15 protein-coding genes and 1 tRNA gene are annotated in these 21341 nt (G+C 71.4%); 1 reads left to right on the top strand and 15 read right to left on the bottom strand.

What is annotated here, in order from left to right; all coding sequences use genetic code 11:
• Positions 1–141 precede the first annotated feature (141 nt).
• The 3 genes from polA to ACULK2_RS09850 all read right to left on the bottom strand — a co-directional run bounded on the left by polA (position 142) and on the right by ACULK2_RS09850 (position 5933).
• Positions 142–2829, bottom strand: coding sequence for a DNA polymerase I (gene polA / locus ACULK2_RS09840; protein WP_445967078.1), 2688 nt, complete (start codon positions 2827–2829; stop codon positions 142–144).
• Positions 2830–2890: 61 nt separating this feature from the next.
• Positions 2891–5230 (bottom strand): phosphoenolpyruvate synthase, encoded by a 2340-nt coding sequence (gene ppsA, locus ACULK2_RS09845; protein ID WP_445967079.1) that lies wholly within the window; start codon positions 5228–5230, stop codon positions 2891–2893.
• A 97-nt stretch (positions 5231–5327) separates the two neighbouring features.
• Positions 5328–5933, bottom strand: a complete 606-nt coding sequence (locus tag ACULK2_RS09850) for an ANTAR domain-containing response regulator (protein WP_376950762.1) — start codon at positions 5931–5933, stop codon at positions 5328–5330.
• Between the two features lie 37 nt (positions 5934–5970).
• Between ACULK2_RS09850 and ACULK2_RS09855 the strand changes: the two genes are divergently transcribed.
• Positions 5971–6056: transfer RNA gene (locus ACULK2_RS09855), tRNA-Leu, on the top strand.
• A gap of 87 nt (positions 6057–6143) precedes the next feature.
• Here the strand turns inward: ACULK2_RS09855 and pyk are convergent.
• From pyk to hisF, 12 genes are all read right to left on the bottom strand, one after another.
• A complete protein-coding gene (gene pyk, locus ACULK2_RS09860; RefSeq protein WP_445967080.1) occupies positions 6144–7559 on the bottom strand; it encodes a pyruvate kinase in 1416 nt (471 codons plus the stop codon).
• A 69-nt stretch (positions 7560–7628) separates the two neighbouring features.
• Positions 7629–9086, bottom strand: a complete 1458-nt coding sequence (locus tag ACULK2_RS09865) for a glutamate synthase subunit beta (RefSeq protein ID WP_445967081.1) — start codon at positions 9084–9086, stop codon at positions 7629–7631.
• Positions 9087–9136: 50 nt separating this feature from the next.
• Positions 9137–13660, bottom strand: coding sequence for a glutamate synthase large subunit (gene gltB / locus ACULK2_RS09870; protein WP_445967581.1), 4524 nt, complete (start codon positions 13658–13660; stop codon positions 9137–9139).
• Between the two features lie 167 nt (positions 13661–13827).
• Positions 13828–14817: a prolipoprotein diacylglyceryl transferase gene (gene lgt / locus ACULK2_RS09875; protein WP_445967082.1), complete on the bottom strand. Its 990-nt coding sequence runs from the start codon at positions 14815–14817 to the stop codon at positions 13828–13830.
• Positions 14818–14881: 64 nt separating this feature from the next.
• Positions 14882–15667, bottom strand: coding sequence for a tryptophan synthase subunit alpha (trpA, locus tag ACULK2_RS09880; protein ID WP_445967083.1), 786 nt, complete (start codon positions 15665–15667; stop codon positions 14882–14884).
• Positions 15664–16869, bottom strand: a complete 1206-nt coding sequence (gene trpB / locus ACULK2_RS09885; RefSeq protein ID WP_445967084.1) for a tryptophan synthase subunit beta — start codon at positions 16867–16869, stop codon at positions 15664–15666. The genes trpA and trpB overlap by 4 nt, the downstream gene beginning before the upstream one ends.
• Position 16870: 1 nt before the next feature.
• On the bottom strand, positions 16871–17641 hold the full coding sequence (trpC, locus tag ACULK2_RS09890) for an indole-3-glycerol phosphate synthase TrpC (protein WP_445967085.1): 771 nt from the start codon (positions 17639–17641) through the stop codon (positions 16871–16873).
• Between the two features lie 3 nt (positions 17642–17644).
• Complete coding sequence (locus tag ACULK2_RS09895) at positions 17645–17875, bottom strand: DUF6704 family protein (protein WP_445967086.1); 231 nt, start codon at positions 17873–17875, stop codon at positions 17645–17647.
• A gap of 32 nt (positions 17876–17907) precedes the next feature.
• Complete coding sequence (locus tag ACULK2_RS09900; RefSeq protein ID WP_445967087.1) at positions 17908–18564, bottom strand: Trp biosynthesis-associated membrane protein; 657 nt, start codon at positions 18562–18564, stop codon at positions 17908–17910.
• A gap of 17 nt (positions 18565–18581) precedes the next feature.
• Positions 18582–20123, bottom strand: coding sequence for an anthranilate synthase component I (locus ACULK2_RS09905; protein ID WP_445967088.1), 1542 nt, complete (start codon positions 20121–20123; stop codon positions 18582–18584).
• Positions 20120–20578 (bottom strand): phosphoribosyl-AMP cyclohydrolase, encoded by a 459-nt coding sequence (hisI, locus tag ACULK2_RS09910; protein ID WP_445967089.1) that lies wholly within the window; start codon positions 20576–20578, stop codon positions 20120–20122. The genes ACULK2_RS09905 and hisI overlap by 4 nt, the downstream gene beginning before the upstream one ends.
• A complete protein-coding gene (gene hisF, locus ACULK2_RS09915) occupies positions 20575–21336 on the bottom strand; it encodes an imidazole glycerol phosphate synthase subunit HisF (protein ID WP_445967090.1) in 762 nt (253 codons plus the stop codon). The genes hisI and hisF overlap by 4 nt, the downstream gene beginning before the upstream one ends.
• Positions 21337–21341: the final 5 nt, after the last annotated feature.

Here is a 21341-nt window from a genome sequence, read left to right on the forward strand (position 1 = left end):
GAGCCTAGACGAGCGGATGCCGCGTCCGCGAAGCCGCGAGTCGCCCTCGCTTCCGCGGGCGACGGGCCGGATCGTGCACGGCGCCGCGCGCGGTGGGCGCTGCCGGGCGGCGCCCACCGCGGGACGGACGACCGCGGCGGTTCAGTGCGCGGCGTCCTCCCAGTCGCGCCCGCGCCCCACCTGGACGTCGAGCGGCACGAGCAGGTCGGCGGCATTCGACATCCGGTCGTGGACGAGCGCCTCGAGCTCGTCGCCCTCGCCCTCGGCGACCTCGAAGATGAGCTCGTCATGCACCTGCATGAGCATCCGCGAGCGCAGCTCACGCGCCTGGAGCTCGCGCTCGACCCCGATCATCGCGAACTTCATGATGTCGGCCGCCGACCCCTGGATCGGGGCGTTCAACGCGGCACGTTCGGCGTTCTCGCGGAGCACCCGGTTCGGGCTGTTGAGGTCGGGGAAGGGACGGCGCCGGCCGAAGATCGTCTCGGTGTAGCCGTCGAGCTTCGCCTGCGCCACGACGCCGCGGAGGTAGTCGCGCACGGCGCCGAAGCGCTCGAAATAGTCCTTCATGAGCTGCGTCGCCTCGGCGCGGTCGATGCGCAGCTGCTTGGAGAGGCCGAACGCGCTGAGGCCGTATGCCAGGCCGTAGGACATGGCCTTGACCTTCGTGCGCATGAGCGGCGTGACGTCGGCAGGGTCCACGTCGAAGATCCGGGCTCCGACGAAGCGGTGGAGGTCCTCGCCGGAGTGGAACGCCTCGATCAGGCCCGGGTCCTCCGAGAGGTGCGCCATGATGCGCATCTCGATCTGCGAGTAGTCGGCGGTGAGCAGTTCGGCGTACTCGGCGCCGTACGTGAATGCGGCGCGGATGCGGCGCCCCTCCTCGGTGCGGACGGGGATGTTCTGCAGGTTCGGATCGGTCGACGAGATGCGACCGGTCGTGGTGCCGACCTGCACGTAGCTCGTGTGCACGCGACCGTCGGACTGGATGGACTTGTCGAGCGTCTCGACGATCTGGCGGAGCTTGGTGGCGTCGCGGTGCTCGAGCAGAAGCCCGAGGAAGGGGTGCGGATTCGTCTCCTGCAGGTCGGCGAGGGCGCCCGCGTCGGTCGAGTAGCCGGTCTTGGTCGCGCGCGTCTTCGGCATGCCGAGCTGGTCGAACAGCACCTCTTGGAGCTGCTTCGGCGACCCCAGGTTGACCTCCCGGCCGATCTCGGCGTAGGCCGCTTCGGCGAGGGATGCCGCGCGTTCGCCGAGCAGCGCAGAGATCTCGGTGAGACGCGCGTGCTCGACGGTCACGCCGCGGAGCTCCATCTCGGCGAGGACCCCGACGATCGGGATCTCGATGTCGGCGAGCACGCGCCGCGATCCCTCGGAGAGGGCCGCCAGCACGTGGGGTGCGACGCGCAGCGTGTACCACGCGAACTCGGGTGCACCGGCGGTGCTGTCGGCGTCGGGCACGAGTTGCGACGGGTCGGCCATGGGGATGGTCTCGCCGAGGTACCGGGAGACGAGGTCGACCAGGTCCTTCTCGGCGAGGCTCGGGCGGATGAGCCAGCCGGCGATGAGCGTGTCGACGACGAGCCCGTCGAAGGCGAGGCCCGATCGGCGCAGCGCCTTGAGCTGAGGCTTGGCGTCGGTCATGACCTTGGGCGCGTCGCTCGCGAGCCACGACTCGAACGGTGCGAGATCGGGTGACCCCGCGACCCAGTCGACGCGGACGCTCTCGGTCGTGCCCGCCACGCCGGCGCCGATCACGCGGCCGTCCAGGATCTCGAGGCTGAGCCCGAGCCCCGCGGGCTCGGCTGCCGCGACGCGCGCGAGCCAGCCGGCGAGCTCCTCGCCGCGGAGCGACCGGGCGACCGGCGCGGTGGCCGCGGGCTCGGCCTCGGCGGAGAGCGCTGCGGTGCCGTCGGCCGTCAGTCCGTTCGACTCGGCCGCCATCTTGGTGACTCGCTCGAGCAGCGTCTTGAACTCGAGACGGTCGAACAGCTCGCGCACCGCCGCCTCATCCATGGGCTGCGCGGCGAGGTCGCCGAGCTCGACCTCGAGCTCGAGGTCGCGCACGAGCCGGTTGAGGCGACGGTTGCGGATCGCGTTCTCGCGCTCGCGGCGCAGGTTGTCCCCGACGACGCCCTTGATCTCGTCGATGTGCTCGAGGATGCCGTCGAGGCTGCCGTAGAGCCCGAGCCACTTCACCGCGGTCTTCTCGCCGACCTTCGTGATGCCGGGGAGGTTGTCGCTCGTCTCGCCGACGAGCGCGGCCACCTCGGGGTACTGCTCGGGTCGCACGCCGTAGCGCTCGAGCACCGCGTCGGCGTCGTAGCGCTTGAGCTGCGACACGCCCTGCACGTTCGGGTAGAGCAGCGTGATGTCGTCGTCGACGAGCTGGATCGTGTCGCGGTCGCCGGAGACGACGAGCACGTCGTAGCCCTCGGCCGCACCGCGCGTCGCGAGCGTCGCGAGGATGTCGTCGGCCTCGTAGTCCTCCTTCTCCAGCACCGTGATCCGCATGGCCCGCAGCGCATCCTTCAGCAGGCCGATCTGACCCTTGAACTCCGACGGCGTCTCGCTGCGATTCGCCTTGTACTCGGTGTACTCGCGCGTCCGGAAGGACTGCCGGGAGGTGTCGAAGGCGACCGCCAGGTGGGTCGGCTTCTCGTTGCGCAGGAGCATGAGCAGCATCGACAGGAAGCCGTGGATGGCGTTCGTGTGCTGGCCGTCGCGGGTGCTGAAGCTGTCGACGGGCAGGGCGTAGAACGCGCGGTAGGCCAGCGAGTGGCCGTCGACGACGAGCAGGGTGGGCTTCACGGGGGTGGGGTCGGGCACCCGTCAAGACTACAAGCGGCCCCGGACACCGGATCGGTCCCGCGACCGCGGGCGGCGACGGTCAGTGCTGCATCGAGCGTCTCGCCGACTCCACCAGGATGCGCCGCTCGGCGGCCGCGACGACGCGACGCGTGCGCTCCGCGGCATCCGGGTTCACCGAGATCGAATCGATGCCGAAGCGCACCAGGTGCTCCGCGAAGGCCGGATCGTTCGATGGCGCCTGACCGCAGAGCGACGAGGTGATGCCCGCAGCCCGGCACGCGCCCACGATGCGCTCGATGGCGTCGAGCACGGCCGCGTCGGACTCGTCGAACAGCTCGGCGCAGATCTCCGAGTCGCGATCGACGCCGAGCATCAGCTGCGTGAGGTCGTTCGACCCGATCGAGACCCCGTCGATGCCCATCGCGGCGTACTCGGGGATCCGGTACACGATCGACGGCACCTCGGCCATCACCCAGCGCCGGAGCCCGCGCTGTCGGCCGAGCGGACTCGCATCGATGAGCTCGAGGCACGCCTCCAGCTCCCACCGGGTCCGGACGAACGGCAGCATGACGTGCAGGTTCGGCGTCTCCTCGCGGACGCGGGCGAGCAGCTCCAGCTCGAGCTGGAACAGTTCCGGCTCCCTGACGTAGCGGTACGCGCCGCGATACCCGATCATCGGGTTGTTCTCCTGGGGCTCGAACCGGTCGCCGCCCTCGAGCCCGCGGAACTCGTTGCTGCGGAAGTCGATCGTGCGGTAGACGACGGGCCGGCCGCCGAACGCGCGCGTGACCTGCAGGAGCGACCCGGCCATGCGCCGGAGGAACTCCTCTCGCAGGCCCCTCGCGAGCATCTCGCGCGGGTGCAGTCCGCCGAGCGCATCCGTGATCATGAACTCCGCGCGAAGCAGGCCGACGCCGTCGACGTCGAGCGCCGCGACCTCCGTCGCCCGTTCGGCGATCGCGAGGTTCACGTAGAGCTTCGTCGCGAGCGGCGACGGGGGTGCCGCCGACGGACCGGACGCGTCGACGACGGCGGCGGCCGTGGGTGCGGCGGACGGTGCGGCATCCGCCCCCTCGATGATCTCGCCCTTCGCGCCGTCGACGGTCACGAGCTCGCCGTCGCGCAGCACCGTCGTCGCCGATCGCGCGCCGACCACGGCGGGCACGCCGAGCTCTCGCGCCACGATCGCCGCATGGCAGGTCATGCCGCCGCCGTCGGTGACGACGGCGGCGGCCCGCCGCATCGTCGGCACCCAGTCGGGATTGGTCATCGGCGCGACGAGGATCTCCGCGGCCTGCAACTGGCCGCCCTCCTCCGGCCCCTGGAGGATCCGGACACGTCCGGAGACCCTCCCCGGAGCTGCCGCGAGGCCGCGGAGCAGCACGGTTCCCGGGGCCGCGATGCCGTCGGGCGGCGCACCCGCTCCGGTCGTCGCCGGCGCGGGGCCGCCACCGAGGGTCGTGACCGGTCGCGACTGCAGCATCCAGAGGCGCCCGCCCGAGTAGGCCCACTCCGTGTCCTGCGGCTCGCCGTAGTGCGCCTCGACGCGGAGGCCGAGCTCGGCGACCTCGAGCACCTCGTCGTCGGTGAGCACGCGCGCGTCCGCTTCTCCGGGCTCGAGCCCCTCGCGCTCCACCGTGCCGCCCGCGCCTGGCACCAGTCGGTGCGTCTGGCGCCCGACCCTCACCGAGACGAGACGGGGTCCGTCCTTCGCGACAATGTACGTGTCGGGCTCGACCGCACCGGACACGACGACCTCCCCGAGTCCGAGCGCGGCCTCGATGACCAACCGGTCGCGCGCGCCGGTCGACGGATCGACGGTGAACATCACGCCGGATCGATCGGACGCGACCTGGGTCTGGACGACGACGGCGAGCTCCGGTTCCTCGTCCATCCGCTGGCTCGCCCGGTACGAGATGACGCGGTCGCCGTACAGCGAGGCCCAGCAGTCGCGGACCCGACGGATCACGTCGTCGTCGCCGACGACATTGTTGTACGTGTCGTGCATCCCGGCGAACGAGGTGCCTTCGGCATCCTCCGACGTGGCGGACGAGCGAACCGCCACGGGCAGCCCCTCGCCCAGCCGGTGGTACTCCTCGAGGATCGCCTCGCGCACGTCTCCCGGTACGGGTATGGCGGCCACGGTCTCCCGCAGGGACGCCGCCGCCGACGCGAGGGTGTCGGGGTCGTCCACCTCGCGTGCGGCCGCGCGGAACCGCTCGAGCAGGTCCTGGCGGACGCCGGCTTCGGCGACCGCCCGGAGATAGGACTCGGCGGTCACCACGAACCCGCGCGGGATGGGCAGGCCCGCGGAGGTCATCTCCCCGAGGTTCGCCCCCTTGCCGCCCACGGTCGGGGCATCGCCGAGGCGGACCTCCTCGAACCGGCTGACCAGCTTGGACGTGACGTCGTGCAGCATGCGGGCACCCCATTGTTCCGAATGGAACCGGGCCGTCATGGCCCGGGATACACCACACACTCCCCCGCGTGACGGCACCCGCCTAGGGCCGGAGGACCTACTTCTTGGGGGCGAGCTGCTCGATGATGGCCTGCGAGACGTCCTTCATCGTCAGGCGGCGGTCCATCGAGGCCTTCTGGATCCAGCGGAACGCCTCGGGCTCGGTGAGGCCCATCTTCTCGTTCAGCAGGCCCTTCGCGCGGTCTACCAGCTTGCGCGTCTCGAACCGCTCGACGAGGTCGCCGACCTCGGCCTCGAGCGCGATGATCTGCGCGTGCCGCGCCAAGGCGATCTCGATCGCGGGCAGCAGGTCGTTGGGGGTGAACGGCTTGACGACGTACGCCAGGGCGCCCGCCTCGCTCGCACGCTCGACGAGCTCCCGCTGGCTGAACGCGGTGAGGAGCACGACCGGGGCGATGTGGCCCTTCGAGAGTCGCTCCGCCGCCGAGATGCCGTCCAGCTGGGGCATCTTCACGTCCATGATGACCAGGTCGGGTCGCAGCTCGGTCGCGAGCTGGACGGCGGTCTCGCCGTCGCCGGCCTCGCCGACCACCTCGTAGCCGTTGTCGCGCAGGATCTCGACGATGTCGAGGCGGATGAGCGACTCGTCCTCCGCGACGACGACGCGACGCGGGGCAGGCTGGGTGTCTTCGGTGTCTGTCACGCTGAAAAGCCTACGGTATTCTGGCCGGGGCCCTGAGGCCGGTGTGGCGGAATGGCAGACGCGGAGCACTCAAAATGCTTTGCCCGAGAGGGCGTGTGGGTTCGACCCCCACCACCGGCACCACTTCGATCGGACGCTGCGCTCGTCGCCGTCCGCGCACGCCGAAGGCCCGGCCGTCCGGGTCGGACGACCGGGCCCATCCGGCAGGTGCTAGAGCACCTCGCCGACGATGTGCACGCGCACGTCGTTGGTGGTCCCTGGGATGCCGGGAGGCGAACCCGAGATGATGACGACCTTCTCGCCGATGGCTGCCTTGCCGGTCTTGGCGAGCACCTCGTCGACCTGTCCGACCATCTGGTCGGTGTGCGTCACGCGGTCCACCACGAACGACTCGACGCCCCAGTTCAGGGCCATGCGGCGACGGATCGCCGGGTCGGGCGTGAAGGCGAGGATCGGGATCACCGAGCGGATGCGGCTCATCCGGCGGACCGACTCGCCCGTCTCGGTGAACACGCAGAGGAACTTGGCCTCGACGAAGTCCGCGACCTCGACCGCCGCGAGCGTGATCGCGCCGGCCTGCGTGCGCGGCTTCGTGCCGAGCGGCGGGATCCGGTCGAGGCCGTGCTTCTCGGTCGACTCGATGATCCGGGCCATGGTCTTGACGGTCTGCACCGGGTACTCGCCCACGCTGGTCTCGCCGGAGAGCATGACCGCATCGGCACCGTCGAGGATCGCGTTCGCGACATCGGAGGTCTCGGCGCGGGTCGGCACCGGTGAGTGCGTCATCGACTCGAGCATCTGGGTCGCGACGATGACCGGCTTGGCGAGCCGGCGCGCGATCTCGATCGCGCGCTTCTGCACGATCGGCACCGCCTCGAGCGGCAGTTCGACGCCGAGATCGCCGCGCGCGACCATGATGGCGTCGAAGGCCTCGATGATCTCCTCGAGCGCCTCCACGGCCTGCGGCTTCTCGATCTTGGCGATCACCGGGAGCCGGCGGCCCTCCTCGGCCATGATCTGGTGCACGCGGTCGATGTCGGCCGCGTTCCGGACGAACGAGAGCGCGATGATGTCGGCGCCGAGCTTCAGCGCCCACCGGAGGTCGGCCTCGTCCTTCTCCGACAGTGCCGGGACGTTCACCGCGACGCCGGGAAGGTTGATGCCCTTGTTGTTGGAGACCGGGCCCGCGACGACGACCTTCGTCGTCACCACGGTGCCGTCGGTGTCGAGGACCTCGACGCGGACCTTGCCGTCGTCGATCAGGAGGTGGTCGCCGGTCTCGACGTCGTGGGGCAGGCCCTTGAACGTGGTTCCGACGATCTCCTTCGTGCCGAGGATGTCCTCGGTGGTGATCTTGAAGACGTCGCCCTCGGCGAGTTCGTGCGGGCCGTCGGCGAACTTGCCGAGGCGGATCTTCGGCCCCTGGAGGTCCACGAGCACGGCCACCGCGCGGCCCGAGTCGTTCGACGCCTTCCGGACGTTCTGGTAGACGCCCTCGTGCACGTCGTAGCTGCCGTGGCTGAGGTTCATGCGGGCCACGTCGACTCCGGCATCGATGATCGCGCGGATCTGTTCGTAGCTCGATGTCGCCGGCCCGAGGGTGGCGACCATCTTCGCTCTTCTCATGTGGTGTGTGCTCCAGGGGTTGCGCGCCGAAGCGCTGGATACGGGGTCTGCAGGCGCCGACGGCGCCGGTCACACGGCGAAGGCTCGCGCCGTCGCGGGGATGGGGCTCGGCAGCTGCGTCTCACCTTCAAGGTACCGGTCGACGGATGCCGCCGCAGCCCGCCCCTCGGCGATGGCCCAGACGATGAGCGACTGCCCGCGACCGGCGTCGCCGGCGACGAACACACCGGGTTCGTCGGTCGCGTAGTCCGCCTCGCGGGCGAAGTTGCCGCGTTCCGTCGGGCGGAGGCCGAGCTGGTCGCCCGCCGCCTCGGTCTCGGGGCCGGTGAAGCCGAGTGCGAGCAGGACGAGGTCTGCGGGGATCTCCCGCTCGGTTCCCGCCTTGGGGACGCGGCGGCCGTCGAGGTACTCCGTCTCCGCGACGCGGATGGCACGGACCTCGCCGGCGTCGTTCGCGAGGAACTCGACGGTCGAGGCGAGGTACTGCCGCTGGCCGCCCTCCTCGTGCGCGCTCTGCACCTCGAAGAGGTTCGGGTGCATGGGCCACGGCTGGTCGGCGCTCCGGGTCGCACTCGGCTGCTTGCCGATGGCGAGGTTCGTGACCGACAGCGCGCCCTGGCGGTGCGCGGTGCCGATGCAGTCGGCGCCGGTGTCACCACCGCCGAGGACCACGACGTGCTTGCCCTCTGCGCTGATCTGGTCGAAGACGTCATCGCCCGCGATCACGCGGTTGGACTGCGCGAGGTACTCCATGGCGAAGTGGACGCCCGGCAGGTCGCGGCCCGGGATCGGCAGGTCGCGCGGCACGAGCGCGCCCGTCGCGACCACGACGGCGTCGTACCGGCGGCGGAGCTCGTCCCACGCCAGGTCGACCCCGATCTCGACGCCCGCGCGGAAGCGGGTCCCCTCGGCCGTCATCTGCGCGAGCCGCGCGTCGATGTGCTTCTTCTCCATCTTGAAGTCGGGGATGCCGTAGCGCAGGAGCCCGCCGATGCGGTCGTCGCGCTCGTACACCGCGACGGTGTGCCCGGCGCGGGTGAGCTGCTGCGCGGCCGCGAGACCTGCGGGTCCGGAGCCGACCACCGCGACGGTCTTGCCGGTGAGCCGGCCGGGGGGCTGCGGCTGCACCCAGCCGCTGCCGAACGCCTGGTCGATGATCGAGACCTCGACCTGCTTGATCGTGACCGCCGGTTGGTTGATGCCGAGCACGCACGCGGACTCGCACGGCGCCGGGCAGAGGCGACCGGTGAACTCCGGGAAGTTGTTCGTCGCGTGCAGGCGCTCGATCGCCGCGCGACCCTCGCCGCGCCACATCAGGTCGTTCCACTCCGGGATCAGGTTGCCGAGCGGGCACCCCTGATGGCAGAACGGGATGCCGCAGTCCATGCACCGACCGGCCTGGCGGCGGAGCTGGGCGGAGTCGCCCGGCTCGTAGACCTCCTTCCAGTCCATGATGCGCACCGGTACGGGGCGACGCTTGGGAAGCTCCCGCTCGGTGACCTTCAGAAAGCCCTTCGGGTCAGCCACCCGTCACCTCCGTGCAGTCGATCGGAACCGTTCGCTCGTGCGTGTCGCGCTCAGCCACCGGTCACCTCCAGGATGCGGCTCCACACCACGTCGCCGTCGGGGTCGAGTCCCTCGTCGACAGCGCTCTGCCGGGTGCGGAGGACCGCCGCGTAGTCGCGCGGCAGCACCTTCGTGAAGCGGTCCAGCGCGGCATCCCCCTCGGCGAGGAGGGTCGCGGCGACCGCCGAGTCCGTGTGCTCGAGGTGCTGCTCGAGCAGGTCGCGGACGATCTCGCGATCGGCGCTGCCGAGCTCGTGCAGCTCGAGCTCGCCGCTCGAGAGCGACTCGCGGTTGACCTTCGCCTCGGGCAGGTCGAGCACGTAGGCCGTGCCGCCCGACATGCCGGCGCCGAGGTTCCGTCCGGTGGGGCCGAGGATGACCGCGAGGCCGCCGGTCATGTACTCGAGCGCGTGGTCGCCCACGCCCTCGACCACGGCCGTCGCCCCGGAGTTCCGGACCAGGAACCGTTCCCCCACGATGCCGCGGATGAACATGCTGCCCTGGGTCGCGCCGTAGCCGATCACGTTGCCGGCGATCACGTTGCGCTCGGCCACGAACCCGGCCTCGCGCGAGGGACGCACGATGATCTGGCCGCCGGACAGGCCCTTGCCGACGTAGTCGTTCGAGTCGCCCTCGAGCCGCAGCCGGATGCCGCCCGGGAGGAACGCGCCGAACGACTGGCCGGCGCTGCCGGTCAGCGTCACGTCGATCGAGCCCTCCGGGAGGCCCTGGGCGCCGTGGCGCACGGTGACCTCGTGGCCGAGCATCGTGCCGACGGCGCGCTCGGTGTTGCGGATCGGCAGGTCGATCTCGACGCGGCCGCCCTGCTCGAGGACCAGGGCGCTGCGCCGGATGAGCTCGTTGTCGAAGTGCTCGTCGAGCTCGTGGTCCTGCGGCCGGCCGTTGCGCCGGGGCTCGGAGCCGGAGAAGTCCGGACCGACGAGCACGGGGGTGAGGTCGAGACCGGAGGCCTTCCAGTGGCTGACCGCCCGCTCGACGTCGAGGAGCTCGCGGCGGCCGATGATCTCGTCGAGCGAGCGGTAGCCGAGCTCGGCGAGGTACTCGCGCACCTCCTGCGCGATGAACTCGAAGAAGTTCACGACGAACTCGGGCTTGCCGGTGAAGCGCTTGCGGAGCTCGGGGTTCTGCGTGGCCACTCCGACCGGGCACGTGTCGAGGTGGCAGACGCGCATCATGACGCAGCCCTCGACGACGAGCGGTGCCGTCGCGAAGCCGAACTCCTCGGCGCCGAGCAGCGCGCCGATCACGACGTCGCGGCCGGTCTTCAGCTGGCCGTCGACCTGGACCACGACGCGGTCGCGCATGCCGTTCAGCATGAGCGTCTGCTGGGTCTCTGCGAGACCGAGCTCCCACGGCGTGCCCGCGTGCTTCAGCGAGTTGAGCGGGCTCGCGCCCGTGCCGCCGTCGTGCCCAGAGACGAGGATGACGTCGGCGAGGGCCTTCGCCGTGCCCGCGGCGACCGCGCCGATGCCCGACTGGCTCACGAGCTTGACGTGGACCCGAGCGCCCGGGTTGGCGCGCTTGAGGTCGAAGATCAGCTGCTTGAGGTCCTCGATCGAGTAGATGTCGTGGTGCGGAGGGGGCGAGATGAGCCCGACGCCCGCGGTCGCGTGACGTGTGCGGGCGACCCACGGGTAGACCTTCGTCGGCGGCAGCTGCCCGCCCTCGCCGGGCTTCGCGCCCTGGGCGAGCTTGATCTGGATGTCGTCGGCGTGCGTCAGGTACATGCTCGTGACGCCGAACCGGCCGGACGCGACCTGCTTGATCGCACTCCGCCGCTCGGGGTCGAGCAGGCGGTCGAGGTCCTCCCCGCCCTCGCCCGTGTTCGACTTCGCGCCGAGACGGTTCATGGCGATGGCGAGGGTCTCGTGCGCCTCCTTCGAGATCGAGCCGTAGCTCATCGCGCCGGTCGAGAAGCGCTTGACGATCGACTCGATCGGCTCGACCTCGTCGATCGGCACGGCCGCGCGGACGCCGGTGCGGAGCGCGAACATGCCGCGCAGCGTCATCAGCTGCTCGGCCTGCGAATCGACCATGCCGGTGTACTCGCGGAACACGTCGTACCGGCGGTTCCGCGTCGAGTGCTGCAGGCGGAAGACCGTCTCGGGGTTGAAGAGGTGCGGCGAGCCGTCGCGGCGCCACTGGTACTCGCCGCCGGTCTGGAGGCGCTCGTGCGCCCGCACCGCGACATCCGCCGGATAGGCCACGGCGTGGCGGGACCGGTTCTCGGCCGCGATGACGTCGATGCCGACGCCGCCGAGCTTCGAGGTCGTGCCGGTGAAGTACTCGTCGATGAACTCCTGCGAGAGCCCGACGGCCTCGAAGGCCTGGGCGCCGGCGTACGACGAGATGGTCGAGATGCCCATCTTCGACATGATCTTCAGCACGCCCTTGCCGAGCGCGGTGATGACGTTCCTGACGGCCTGCTCGGGCGTGACGCCGGTGAGGACGCCCGAGCGCACGAGCTCCTCGCACGTCTCCATCGCGAGGTAGGGGTTCACCGCGGACGCGCCGTAGCCGACGAGGAGCGCGACGTGGTGCACCTCGCGGACGTCTCCCGCCTCGACGACGAGACCGACCTTCATGCGGGTCTCGGAGCGGATCAGGTGGTGGTGCACCGCCGACAGCATGAGCAGCGACGGGATGGGCGCGAGGTCCTGCGTCGTGTCGCGGTCGCTCAGCACGATGAACGACGCGCCCTCCTCGATCGCCTCGTCGGCCTCGCGGCAGAGCTCGTCGAGTCGCGCCCGCAGGCCCGCGTCGCCCTCGTCGACGCGGTACAGCCCGCGCAGGGTGCGCGACGCGCGGGCGCCCGACGGCGCGGTCATGTGCACGATCTTCGCAAGCTGGTCGTTGTCGATGACCGGGAAGTCGAGCGAGACCTGCCTGGCGTGCTCCGGCCCGGCGGTCAGCAGGTTGCGCTCCGGTCCGAGCGAGGTCGAGAGCGAGGTGACGACCTGCTCGCGGATCGAGTCGAGCGGCGGGTTGGTGACCTGCGCGAACTGCTGCGTGAAGTAGTCGAAGAGCAGCCTCGGTCGCTCGGACAGCACCGCGATCGGCGTGTCGGACCCCATCGCGCCGAGCGGTTCCTGACCGGCCTTCGCCATGGGCGCGAGGAGGATCCTGACCTCCTCCTCGGTGTAGCCGAAGGTGCGCTGGCGGCGGCTCACCGACGCCGGCGGGTGGACGATGTGCTCGCGCTCGGGCAGGTCCGCGAGGCGGATGCGGCCCTCGTCGAGCCACTCCTGCCAGGGGGCGGATGCCGAGAGCTCGGCCTTGATCTCGTCGTCCTCGATCAGGCGGCCGGCCTCCGTGTCGACGAGGAACATGCGGCCCGGCTGCAGCCGGCCCTTCCGGACGACGCGGCGCTGCGGCAGGTCGATGACCCCGATCTCGCTCGCGAGGACCACGAGGCCGTCGTCGGTCACGAGGTACCGACCGGGGCGCAGCCCGTTCCGGTCGAGGGTCGCGCCGACGAGCGTGCCGTCGGTGAACACGATCGCCGCCGGGCCGTCCCACGGCTCCATGAGCATCGAGTGGTAGTCGTAGAACGCGCGCCGCTCGGGATCGATCTCGGCCTGCTTCTCCCACGCCTCCGGGACCATCATCATGACCGCGTGCGGGAGGCTGCGGCCGGCGAGGGTGAGCAGCTCCACGACCTCGTCGAACGAGGCGGAGTCGCTCGCGCCGGGCGTGACGATCGGCATCACCGGGCCGAGGTCGCCGAGCACCTCGGACTCGAGCTGCGACTGGCGTGCGCGCATCCAGTTGCGATTGCCCTGGATCGTGTTGATCTCGCCGTTGTGAGCGATCATGCGGAACGGCTGCGCGAGCGGCCACGACGGGAACGTGTTGGTCGAGTAGCGCGAGTGCACGAGCGCGAGCTTCGAGGCGAACCGCTCGTCGGAGAGGTCGGGGTAGAAGGGCTCGAGCTGCAGGGTCGTGACCATGCCCTTGTAGACGAGCGTGCGGCTGGAGAGCGATGCGAAGTACAGTTCGAGCTCGCGCTCCGCGCGCTTGCGGAGGCGGAAGGTCAGGCGGTCGAGTGCGATCCCGGTGACGTGCGCGCCCTCGGAAGTGGTCGCCGAGCTCGCCACGTACAGCTGCTGCACGACGGGCATGGCGGCGCGTGCGAGCGTGCCGAGCTCCTCCGGACGGACGGGCACCTCGCGCCATCCGATGACCTCGAGGCCCTCGGCCGACGCGATGCGGCGCAGCTGCTGCTTGACCTGGCTCCGCGCGGTGGGGTCGACGGGCAGGAAGGCGTTGCCGACCGCGTACGCCCCCGCCTCGGGCAGCGGGAAGTCGACGACCTCGCGGAGGAACGCGTCGGGCACCTGCGTGATGATGCCCGCGCCGTCGCCGGTGCCCGCGTCGGACCCGACCGCGCCGCGGTGCTCGAGGTTCCGCAGCGCGTCGAGCGCCGCGGTGATGATGTCGTGCCCGGCGGTGCCGCGCAGGGTCGCGACCATGGCCAGACCGCAGGCGTCCTTCTCTGCGGCGGGGTCGTACATGCCCTGGGCGGGCGGGGTCAGACCGAACCTCGAGTGGGGAAGGGGAAGCGACACGTTGGACCGTCCTCGGTATCTCGGTGGCAACAGGGACGACGTCGGCCCACGATGGAGGATTCGCGGCGCGAGGTGCGGCGCAGCGGTGCTGAACGCGATTTTCGGCGTGGCCCCTATTCGGTGGCCGAGCGGCTCGAGCTTGTGGCAGCCGGCTCGCCGTGTGCGTTCTCGCCCTCGACGCCATCGTCGAGAGAGTCGGAGTCGGACTCGGTGTCGTCCGAGTCTACCTCAGCGTCGGCGGGCACCCATTCACGCCCGGGGCGGTAGACGCTCGGCTCCACGCCGGTGTGACGGCGGCTCTGCACGGCGATGATCACGATGCCGATGACGATCGCCGCGAAGGAGGCCCAGACGTTCGACCGGATGCCGAGGAACATCTCGCTCGGGTCGACTCGGATCGTCTCGAACACCGCACGGCCCGCGCCGTACCAGATGAGGTAGGCGCCGAACATCGTGCCCCAGCGGAGGCGGAACGCGCGCTCGAGTCCGAGCAGCACGGCGACGCCGAGGAGGTTCCAGACGATCTCGTAGAGGAAGGTGGGGTGGAAGAGCGTGCCCTCCGCCAGGCCCGCCGGGAAGGCGGGATTGTCGGACGCGATCTCGAGCCCCCAGGGCAGGTCGGTGGGCCAGCCGAAGAGCTCGGCGTTGAACCAGTTGCCGAGGCGCCCGACGGCCTGCGCGACGAGGAGGCCCGGCGCGAGGGCGTCGGCGAACGACCAGAATCGCAGGCCGGTGAGGCGGCAGGCGATGATGACGCCGACCGCGCCGCCGATGAGCGAGCCGTAGATGGCGTTGCCGCCCTCCCAGATCGCGAAGACCGTCCACCACTCCTGGCCGGCGAAGTAGTCGTCGGGGTGGGTGAGCACGTGATAGAGCCGCGCGCCGATGATGCCGAGCGGAACGGCCCAGAGCACGACGTCGAGCACGATCCCGGGCTCGGCGCCGCGCTTGGTGAGGCGGCGCGAGGTGATGATCGTGGCCAGGACGATGCCCGCGAGGATGCAGAGGGCGTACATCTGGATGTTGAGCGTCAGCCCGAAGACGGGGATCTCGAGCGTGCGCCACTCGGGGTCGGGGCTCGGGATGCTGAGCGGTGCGATCACGCCGGGCTCTGCCTTTCGTCGTTGCTGCGGGGCGCGCCGTCGGGGCGGCCTCGTCGAGACTACTTCACTGTCGGACGGTGCCGCGCGCGAGTTCCGCCGCGAGCGCGCCGACGGCGTCGACGCCGCCGTCTGCCAAGGCCTTCACGAGCGCGGATCCGACGATGGCGCCATCTGCGTACTCGAGGACCTCCGCCACCTGTGCCGCGGTGGAGATGCCGACGCCCACGCAGCTGGCGGGCGAACCCGCGGCGCCGAGCCGTTCGACCAGCCCGCGGGCCGCACGGTCCACGTCGCTGCGTGCGCCGGTGATGCCCATGGTGGAGACCGCGTAGACGAACCCGCGACTCGCGTCGATCGTGGAGCGGAGCCGGGCGTCGGTCGAGGTCGGCGCGGCGAGGAAGACGCGGTCGAGCCCGGTGCGGTCGGATGCCGCGATCCAGTCGGCGGCCTCGTCGGGGATCAGGTCGGGCGTGATGAGGCCCGCTCCCCCGGCCGCCGCCAGGTCGTCGGCGAAGCGGTCGACGCCGTACTGCACGACGGGGTTCCAGTACGTCATGAGCAGGACCGGGGCGTCGACGCGCTCGGTGACGCGGCGCACCGACTCGAATCCGTGCGCGAGCCGGAAGCCGTTCGCGAGGGCCTGCTGCGTCGCCGCCTGGATGACGGTGCCGTCCATGACCGGATCGGAGTACGGCAGGCCGAGCTCGAGCACGTCGACGCCGTTCTCCACGAGCGCCACGGCCGCCTCGACGCTCTCGTCGAGCGTCGGGAAGCCGACGGGAAGGTAGCCGATGAGTGCGCCGGCCGCCTCCTCGTTGCGCCGAGCGATGACCGGCCCCGCGTTCCTCACTCGTCGCCTCCTTCGTACAGGCCGAAGTAGCGGGCGGCGGTGTCCATGTCCTTGTCGCCGCGGCCGGAGAGGTTCACGAGGATCGTCGCGTCGCGTCCGAGCTCGGTGCCGAGCTCGAGCGCACCCGCGAGGGCGTGGGCGGACTCGATCGCCGGGATGATGCCCTCGGTGCGCGTGAGCAGACGGAGGGCCTGCATGGCAGCGTCGTCCGTCACCGCGCGGTAGGTGGCGCGGCCGAGCGCTGCGAGCCACGAATGCTCGGGCCCGACGCCCGGGTAGTCGAGGCCGGCCGAGATCGAGTGCGACTCGATGGTCTGGCCGTCTTCGTCCTGCAGGAGGAAGCTGCGCGCGCCGTGCAGGACACCGGGTCGGCCCTTCGAGATGGTCGCGGCGTGACGCGGCGTCTCGACGCCCTCGCCGCCCGCCTCGAAGCCGTAGAGGGCGACGTCGGTGTCGTCGAGGAACGCGTGGAAGATGCCGATCGCGTTCGATCCGCCGCCGACGCATGCGGCGACGGCGGTCGGGAGCGATCCGGTCAGGTCGAGGACCTGCCGGCGCGCCTCCTCGCCGATGATCTTCTGGAAGTCGCGGACCATCTCGGGGAACGGGTGGGGTCCGGCGACCGTGCCGAAGATGTAGTTCGTCGTCTCGACGTTCGTGACCCAGTCGCGCATCGCGTCGTTGATCGCGTCCTTGAGGGTGCGCGAGCCGGTCTTGACGGCGACGACCTCGGCGCCGAGCAGGCGCATCCGAGCGACGTTCAGCGCCTGCCGCTCGGTGTCGACCTCGCCCATGTAGATCGTGCAGTCGAGGCCGAAGAGGGCCGCCGCCGTCGCGGTCGCGACCCCGTGCTGGCCGGCGCCGGTCTCGGCGATGACGCGCCGCTTGCCGATGCGCCTGGTGAGCAGCGCCTGCCCGAGCACGTTGTTGATCTTGTGCGAACCCGTGTGGTTGAGGTCTTCCCGCTTGAGGATGACGCGGGCTCCGCCGGCGTGCTCGGCGAAGCGGGGCACCTCCGTGATGATCGAGGGACGCCCGGTGTAGCTGCGGCCGAGTTCGGTGAGCTCCTCGCCGAACGCCGGGTCGAGCTTCGCGAGCGTGTAGGCCTCGGAGAGCTCGTCGAGCGCCGCGATGAGCGATTCGGGCACGAACCGCCCGCCGAACTCGCCGAAGTAGGGACCGGTCTGGGCACGAAGGGCCATGTCACACCGCCAGGAATGCAGAGAGGTTCGAGATGGGGTCGCCCGTGACGAGTGCCTCGCCCACGAGGACCGCGTCGGCTCCGGCCGCACGGTAGTGCGCGACATCCGCCGGCGACAGGACCGCCGACTCGGCCACCTTGATCGCCCCCGCGGGGAAGCCGTCGGCGATGCGGCCGAACAGGTCGCGGTCGAGCTCGAAGGTCGTGAGGTCTCGGGCGTTCACGCCGATGAGCTTCGCGCCGAGCTGTGCGGCACGGTCGAGCTCGTCGGCGGAATGGGTCTCGACGAGCGCCGTCATGCCGAGCTCGGTGATGAGCCCGTGCAGTTCGGCGAGGGTCGCGTCGTCGAGCGCGGCGACGATGAGGAGCACGAGGTCGGCGCCCGCGGCGCGGGCCTCGAACACCTGGTAGGCCGTCGCGATGAAGTCCTTGCGGAGCACCGGCAGCGAGACCGCCGCGCGCACCGACTCGAGGTCGGCCAGCGACCCGCCGAAGCGGCGGCCCTCGGTGAGCACGCTGATCGCGCTCGCGCCGCCGAGTTCGTAGGTGCGGGCGAGCGCGGCCGGGTCGTCGATGGCCGCGAGCGAACCACGCGAGGGGCTCGAGCGCTTGATCTCGGCGATGACCTTGACGTGCGCGGCGGGCGCCAGCGCGACGAGCGCGTCGAGCGCGTCCGGGCGCGCGAGGGCCGCGGCCTCGACCTCGGCCATGGGGCGGTCGGCGCGGCGCGCCTCGGCGTCGGCGACGGCGTTCGCGGTGAGCTCGGCGAGCACGCGTCAGTGCGCCTTGGGCGCGACCTTGTCGCCGTCGACGCCGTAGCCGGCGCGGGCGAGCGCCCACCCGACGACGAGGCCGACGACGAGCAGCACGGCGGCCGCCCACACGAGCCACTGCACGTCGAAGAAGAAGGCGACGGTGCCGATGGCGAAGGCGACGAGCATGATCACCACGGCGGTCCAGGCCGCGGGCGAGTGTCCGTGGCCGGGGTCAACGTGCTCAGTGCTCATGGTGCTCCTTCTGTGCGGGGTCGGGGAAGAGTCTAGCGGGTGGCTTCGGGTGGGTCGTCGCCGTCGGCAGGGCCCTCGGCGTCCGCGAGGTCCGTGCTGTCGGTCGGGTCGTCACCGCGGCTGAGCTCGTCCCACGCGTCGACGGCGCGGTCCGATGCCGGGACGGGCGCCCCGTCGTCGGAGGCGACGCGCACGCCGCCGCCGTACCGGCGCGAGGTCGGCCAGGCCCGGGCCGTGAGCACCACGGCGAGGCCGGCGGCCAGCACGAGGAGGCCGCCGACGACCGCGACGACGGGCCACGGCGATGCGACGACCTCGTCGACGAGCTCGGCGGTCGACTCGGCGCCGGCGACGCCGGTGGCCTCGGCCACGGCGGAGGAGACTGCGGCGACGGGATCGGAGATCGCGAGCGAGGCGGCGAGCACGATGCATCCGCCCAGCAGCGCCGCCAGCAGGCCGAGCACGATCCGGATCACGGGACCAGCGATCGTCAGCGCCCCGGCGAGGGCCAGCCCGGCCAGCGCGAGCGCGGAGAGCGCGGGCGACGCGGCCTGCCCCGCGACCTCGAGGGTCGCCGCCGCACCCGACGCGGCGCCGTCCACCAGCGTCGCCGAATACCAGGTCTGGCTCCACGACAGGAGCGCGAGTCCCGACCCGGCGAGGATGCCGAGGATCGCGGACAGCTTCATCCGTCGGCCGCGCACGCTCACGCCGTCTCGACGCGCCGCATGGCGTTCGCGACCGCGACCGCGCGCAGCGGTGCGGCCGCCTTGTTCACCGACTCCTGGTACTCCGACTCGGGGTTCGAGTCGGCCACCAGGCCACCGCCTGCCTGCACTCGCGCCACGCCGCCGACGATCGTCGCCGTGCGGATGGCGATCGCGAGGTCGGCGTCGCCGCCGAACCCGAAGTAGCCGACGACTCCCCCGTAGACGCCGCGCTGCGCGGGCTCGAGCTCGTCGATGATCTCGAGCGCGCGCGGCTTCGGCGCGCCCGAGAGCGTGCCGGCGGGGAAGGTCGCACGGAAGACGTCGACGGCGTTCGCGTCGGGCGCGAGGTCGCCCTCGACCGACGAGACGAGGTGCATGATATGGCTGAACCGCTCGACGCGCATGAACTCCGTGACCTCGACCGTGCCGGCCGTGCAGACCTTCGCGAGGTCGTTCCGGGCCAGGTCGACGAGCATGAGGTGCTCGGCCTGCTCCTTCGGGTCGGCGACGAGCTCGGCCTCGAGGTCGGCGTCGTCCTCCGGGGTCGCGCCGCGCGGCTTCGACCCGGCGATGGGGTGCGTATAGACGCGACCGTCCTCGACCTTGACGAGCGCCTCGGGCGAGGAGCCCACGATCCAGATCGGCTCGCCGGCGGCATCCTCGAGGTGCAGCAGGTACATGTACGGGCTCGGGTTGAGGCTGCGCAGCACGCGGTAGACGTCGATCGGGTGCGCCGTGGCATCCTGCTCGAACCGCTGCGAGATCACGACCTGGAAGACGTCGCCCTCGCGGATGTACTCCTTCGACCGCTCCACCGCAGCGAGGAAGTCGGCCTTCTCGGTGCGGTACCTCGGCTCGGGCGCGCGCGACAGGTCGATCTCGGCGAGGTGCGCCTCGGCGGGCAGGGCGAGCGCGGCCTGCAGGCGGTCCAGTCGCGCCTGCGCGTCGGCCCACAGCGACTCCGCGGCCTCGTCGCGGTCGTTCAGGACGGATGCCACCAGCTGGACGGTTCCCGTCCGATGGTCCATCACCACGAGCTCGGAGACGAACGCGAACGCCTGCCCCGGCACCTCGAAGTCGGCCGGCGGCCGGTTCGGCAGGTGCTCGATCTGGCGGATCGCCTCCCAGCCGATGAAGCCGACGAGGCCGCCGGTGAGGGGCGGCGCGCCCGGCACGTCCTCGGTCTGCCACCTCAGGTAGAGGGCCTCGAGCGCGGCGAGCGGGGCGAGGTCGCCGGACGCCTCGCCGAGCGCGCGTTCGCGGGACATGCCGTAGTCGAGCCACTCGACCCGGCCGTCGCGGTCGGTCAGCACGCCGTGCGACGCCGCGCCCACGAAGGAGTAGCGCGACCAGATCCCGCCCTGCTCGGCCGATTCGAGCAGGAAGGTTCCGGGGCGGCCGCCGGCGAGCTTGCGGTAGATGCCGACCGGCGTCTCGCCGTCGGCGAAGAGCTCGCGGACGACGGGCACGACGCGGCGACCCGGCAGCAACGCGGTGAAGTCGTCGAAGCGGGTCGTGGCAGTGCGGGCGGCCGTCATCGTGGCTCTCCTCCCGGGTGTTCGGCGGTGGTCTCGGCGCTGGTCTCGGCGGCGGCGCCAGGAGCGCCGACCACGACCGGGAGCGGGTCGCCGTCCCAGCACGAGCGGGTACCGGTGTGGCAGGCGACGCCCACCTGCTCGACCTTCACGAGCAGTGCGTCGGCATCGCAGTCGAGCGCGGCGGAGCGGACGTACTGCACGTGGCCCGATGTGTCGCCCTTGCGCCAGTACTCCTGACGCGAGCGGGACCAGAACGTGACCCGGCCCTCGGTGAGGGTGCGGCGCATGGCCTCGCGGTCCATCCAGCCGAGCATGAGCACCTCACCCGTGTCCCACTGCTGGATGACGGCCGGCAGGAGCCCGTCGGCACCGAACGCGGCGCGATCGACGGCGGTGGCGTGGGGCGTCCAGCCCTCGGCGTCGCGCTCGAGCTCCTCGTCCTCGCGGTACGTCATCGCACGACCCTTCCGTCGGCGGCGAGGGCCTGCTTGACCTCGCCGATGGTGAGCTCGCCGTTGTGGAAGACGGATGCCGCGAGCACGGCGTCGGCGCCCGCCGCGATCGCCGGGGCGAAGTGCCCGAGCGCGCCGGCGCCGCCCGACGCGATGACGGGCACGCTCGAGAGCTCGTGCATGCGGCGCACCAGGTCGAGGTCGAAGCCCTGCTTGGTCCCGTCCGCGTCGATGGAGTTGACCAGGAGCTCGCCCGCGCCGAGCTCGATCGCCCGCCGCGCCCACTCGAGCGCGTCGAGGTCGGTCTCGGTCCGCCCGCCGTGCGTGGTGACGACGAACCCGGACTCGGTGCGGTCGGAGCGCTTGACGTCGAGCGAGAGCACGCAGACCTGCGCGCCGAAGCGGTCCGCGATCTCGGAGATCAGCTCGGGCCGCGCGATGGCCGCGCTGTTGACGCCGATCTTGTCGGCGCCGTGCCCGAGCAGGCGCGCGACGTCCTCGGTCGAGCGCACACCCCCGCCGACGGTGAGCGGGATGAAGACCTGCTCGGCGACCCGGCGGACCATGTCGAACGTCGTCGAGCGGTCGTCGACCGTCGCGGTGACGTCGAGGAAGGTCAGCTCGTCGGCGCCCTGCTCGGCGTAGCGAGCGGCCAGCTCCACGGGGTCGCCGGCGTCGCGCAGGTTCAGGAAGTTGACCCCCTTCACGACGCGGCCGGCAGCCACGTCGAGGCACGGGATCACTCGGACGGCGAGGGACATGCGCC

The sequence above is a fragment of the Agromyces molybdatiresistens genome, assembly GCF_052748445.2.

Coding starts and splice junctions, on each gene's coding strand:
- hisF (WP_445967090.1), bottom strand. CDS start 21,336: ATGTCCCTCGCCGTCCGAGTGATCCCGTGCCTCGACGTGGCTGCCGGC.
- gltB (WP_445967581.1), bottom strand. CDS start 13,660: ATGTACGACCCCGCCGCAGAGAAGGACGCCTGCGGTCTGGCCATGGTC.
- ACULK2_RS09895 (WP_445967086.1), bottom strand. CDS start 17,875: ATGAGCACTGAGCACGTTGACCCCGGCCACGGACACTCGCCCGCGGCC.
- ppsA (WP_445967079.1), bottom strand. CDS start 5,230: ATGCTGCACGACGTCACGTCCAAGCTGGTCAGCCGGTTCGAGGAGGTC.
- trpB (WP_445967084.1), bottom strand. CDS start 16,869: ATGGCCCTTCGTGCCCAGACCGGTCCCTACTTCGGCGAGTTCGGCGGG.
- pyk (WP_445967080.1), bottom strand. CDS start 7,559: ATGAGAAGAGCGAAGATGGTCGCCACCCTCGGGCCGGCGACATCGAGC.
- ACULK2_RS09905 (WP_445967088.1), bottom strand. CDS start 20,123: ATGACGGCCGCCCGCACTGCCACGACCCGCTTCGACGACTTCACCGCG.
- hisI (WP_445967089.1), bottom strand. CDS start 20,578: ATGACGTACCGCGAGGACGAGGAGCTCGAGCGCGACGCCGAGGGCTGG.
- ACULK2_RS09900 (WP_445967087.1), bottom strand. CDS start 18,564: ATGAAGCTGTCCGCGATCCTCGGCATCCTCGCCGGGTCGGGACTCGCG.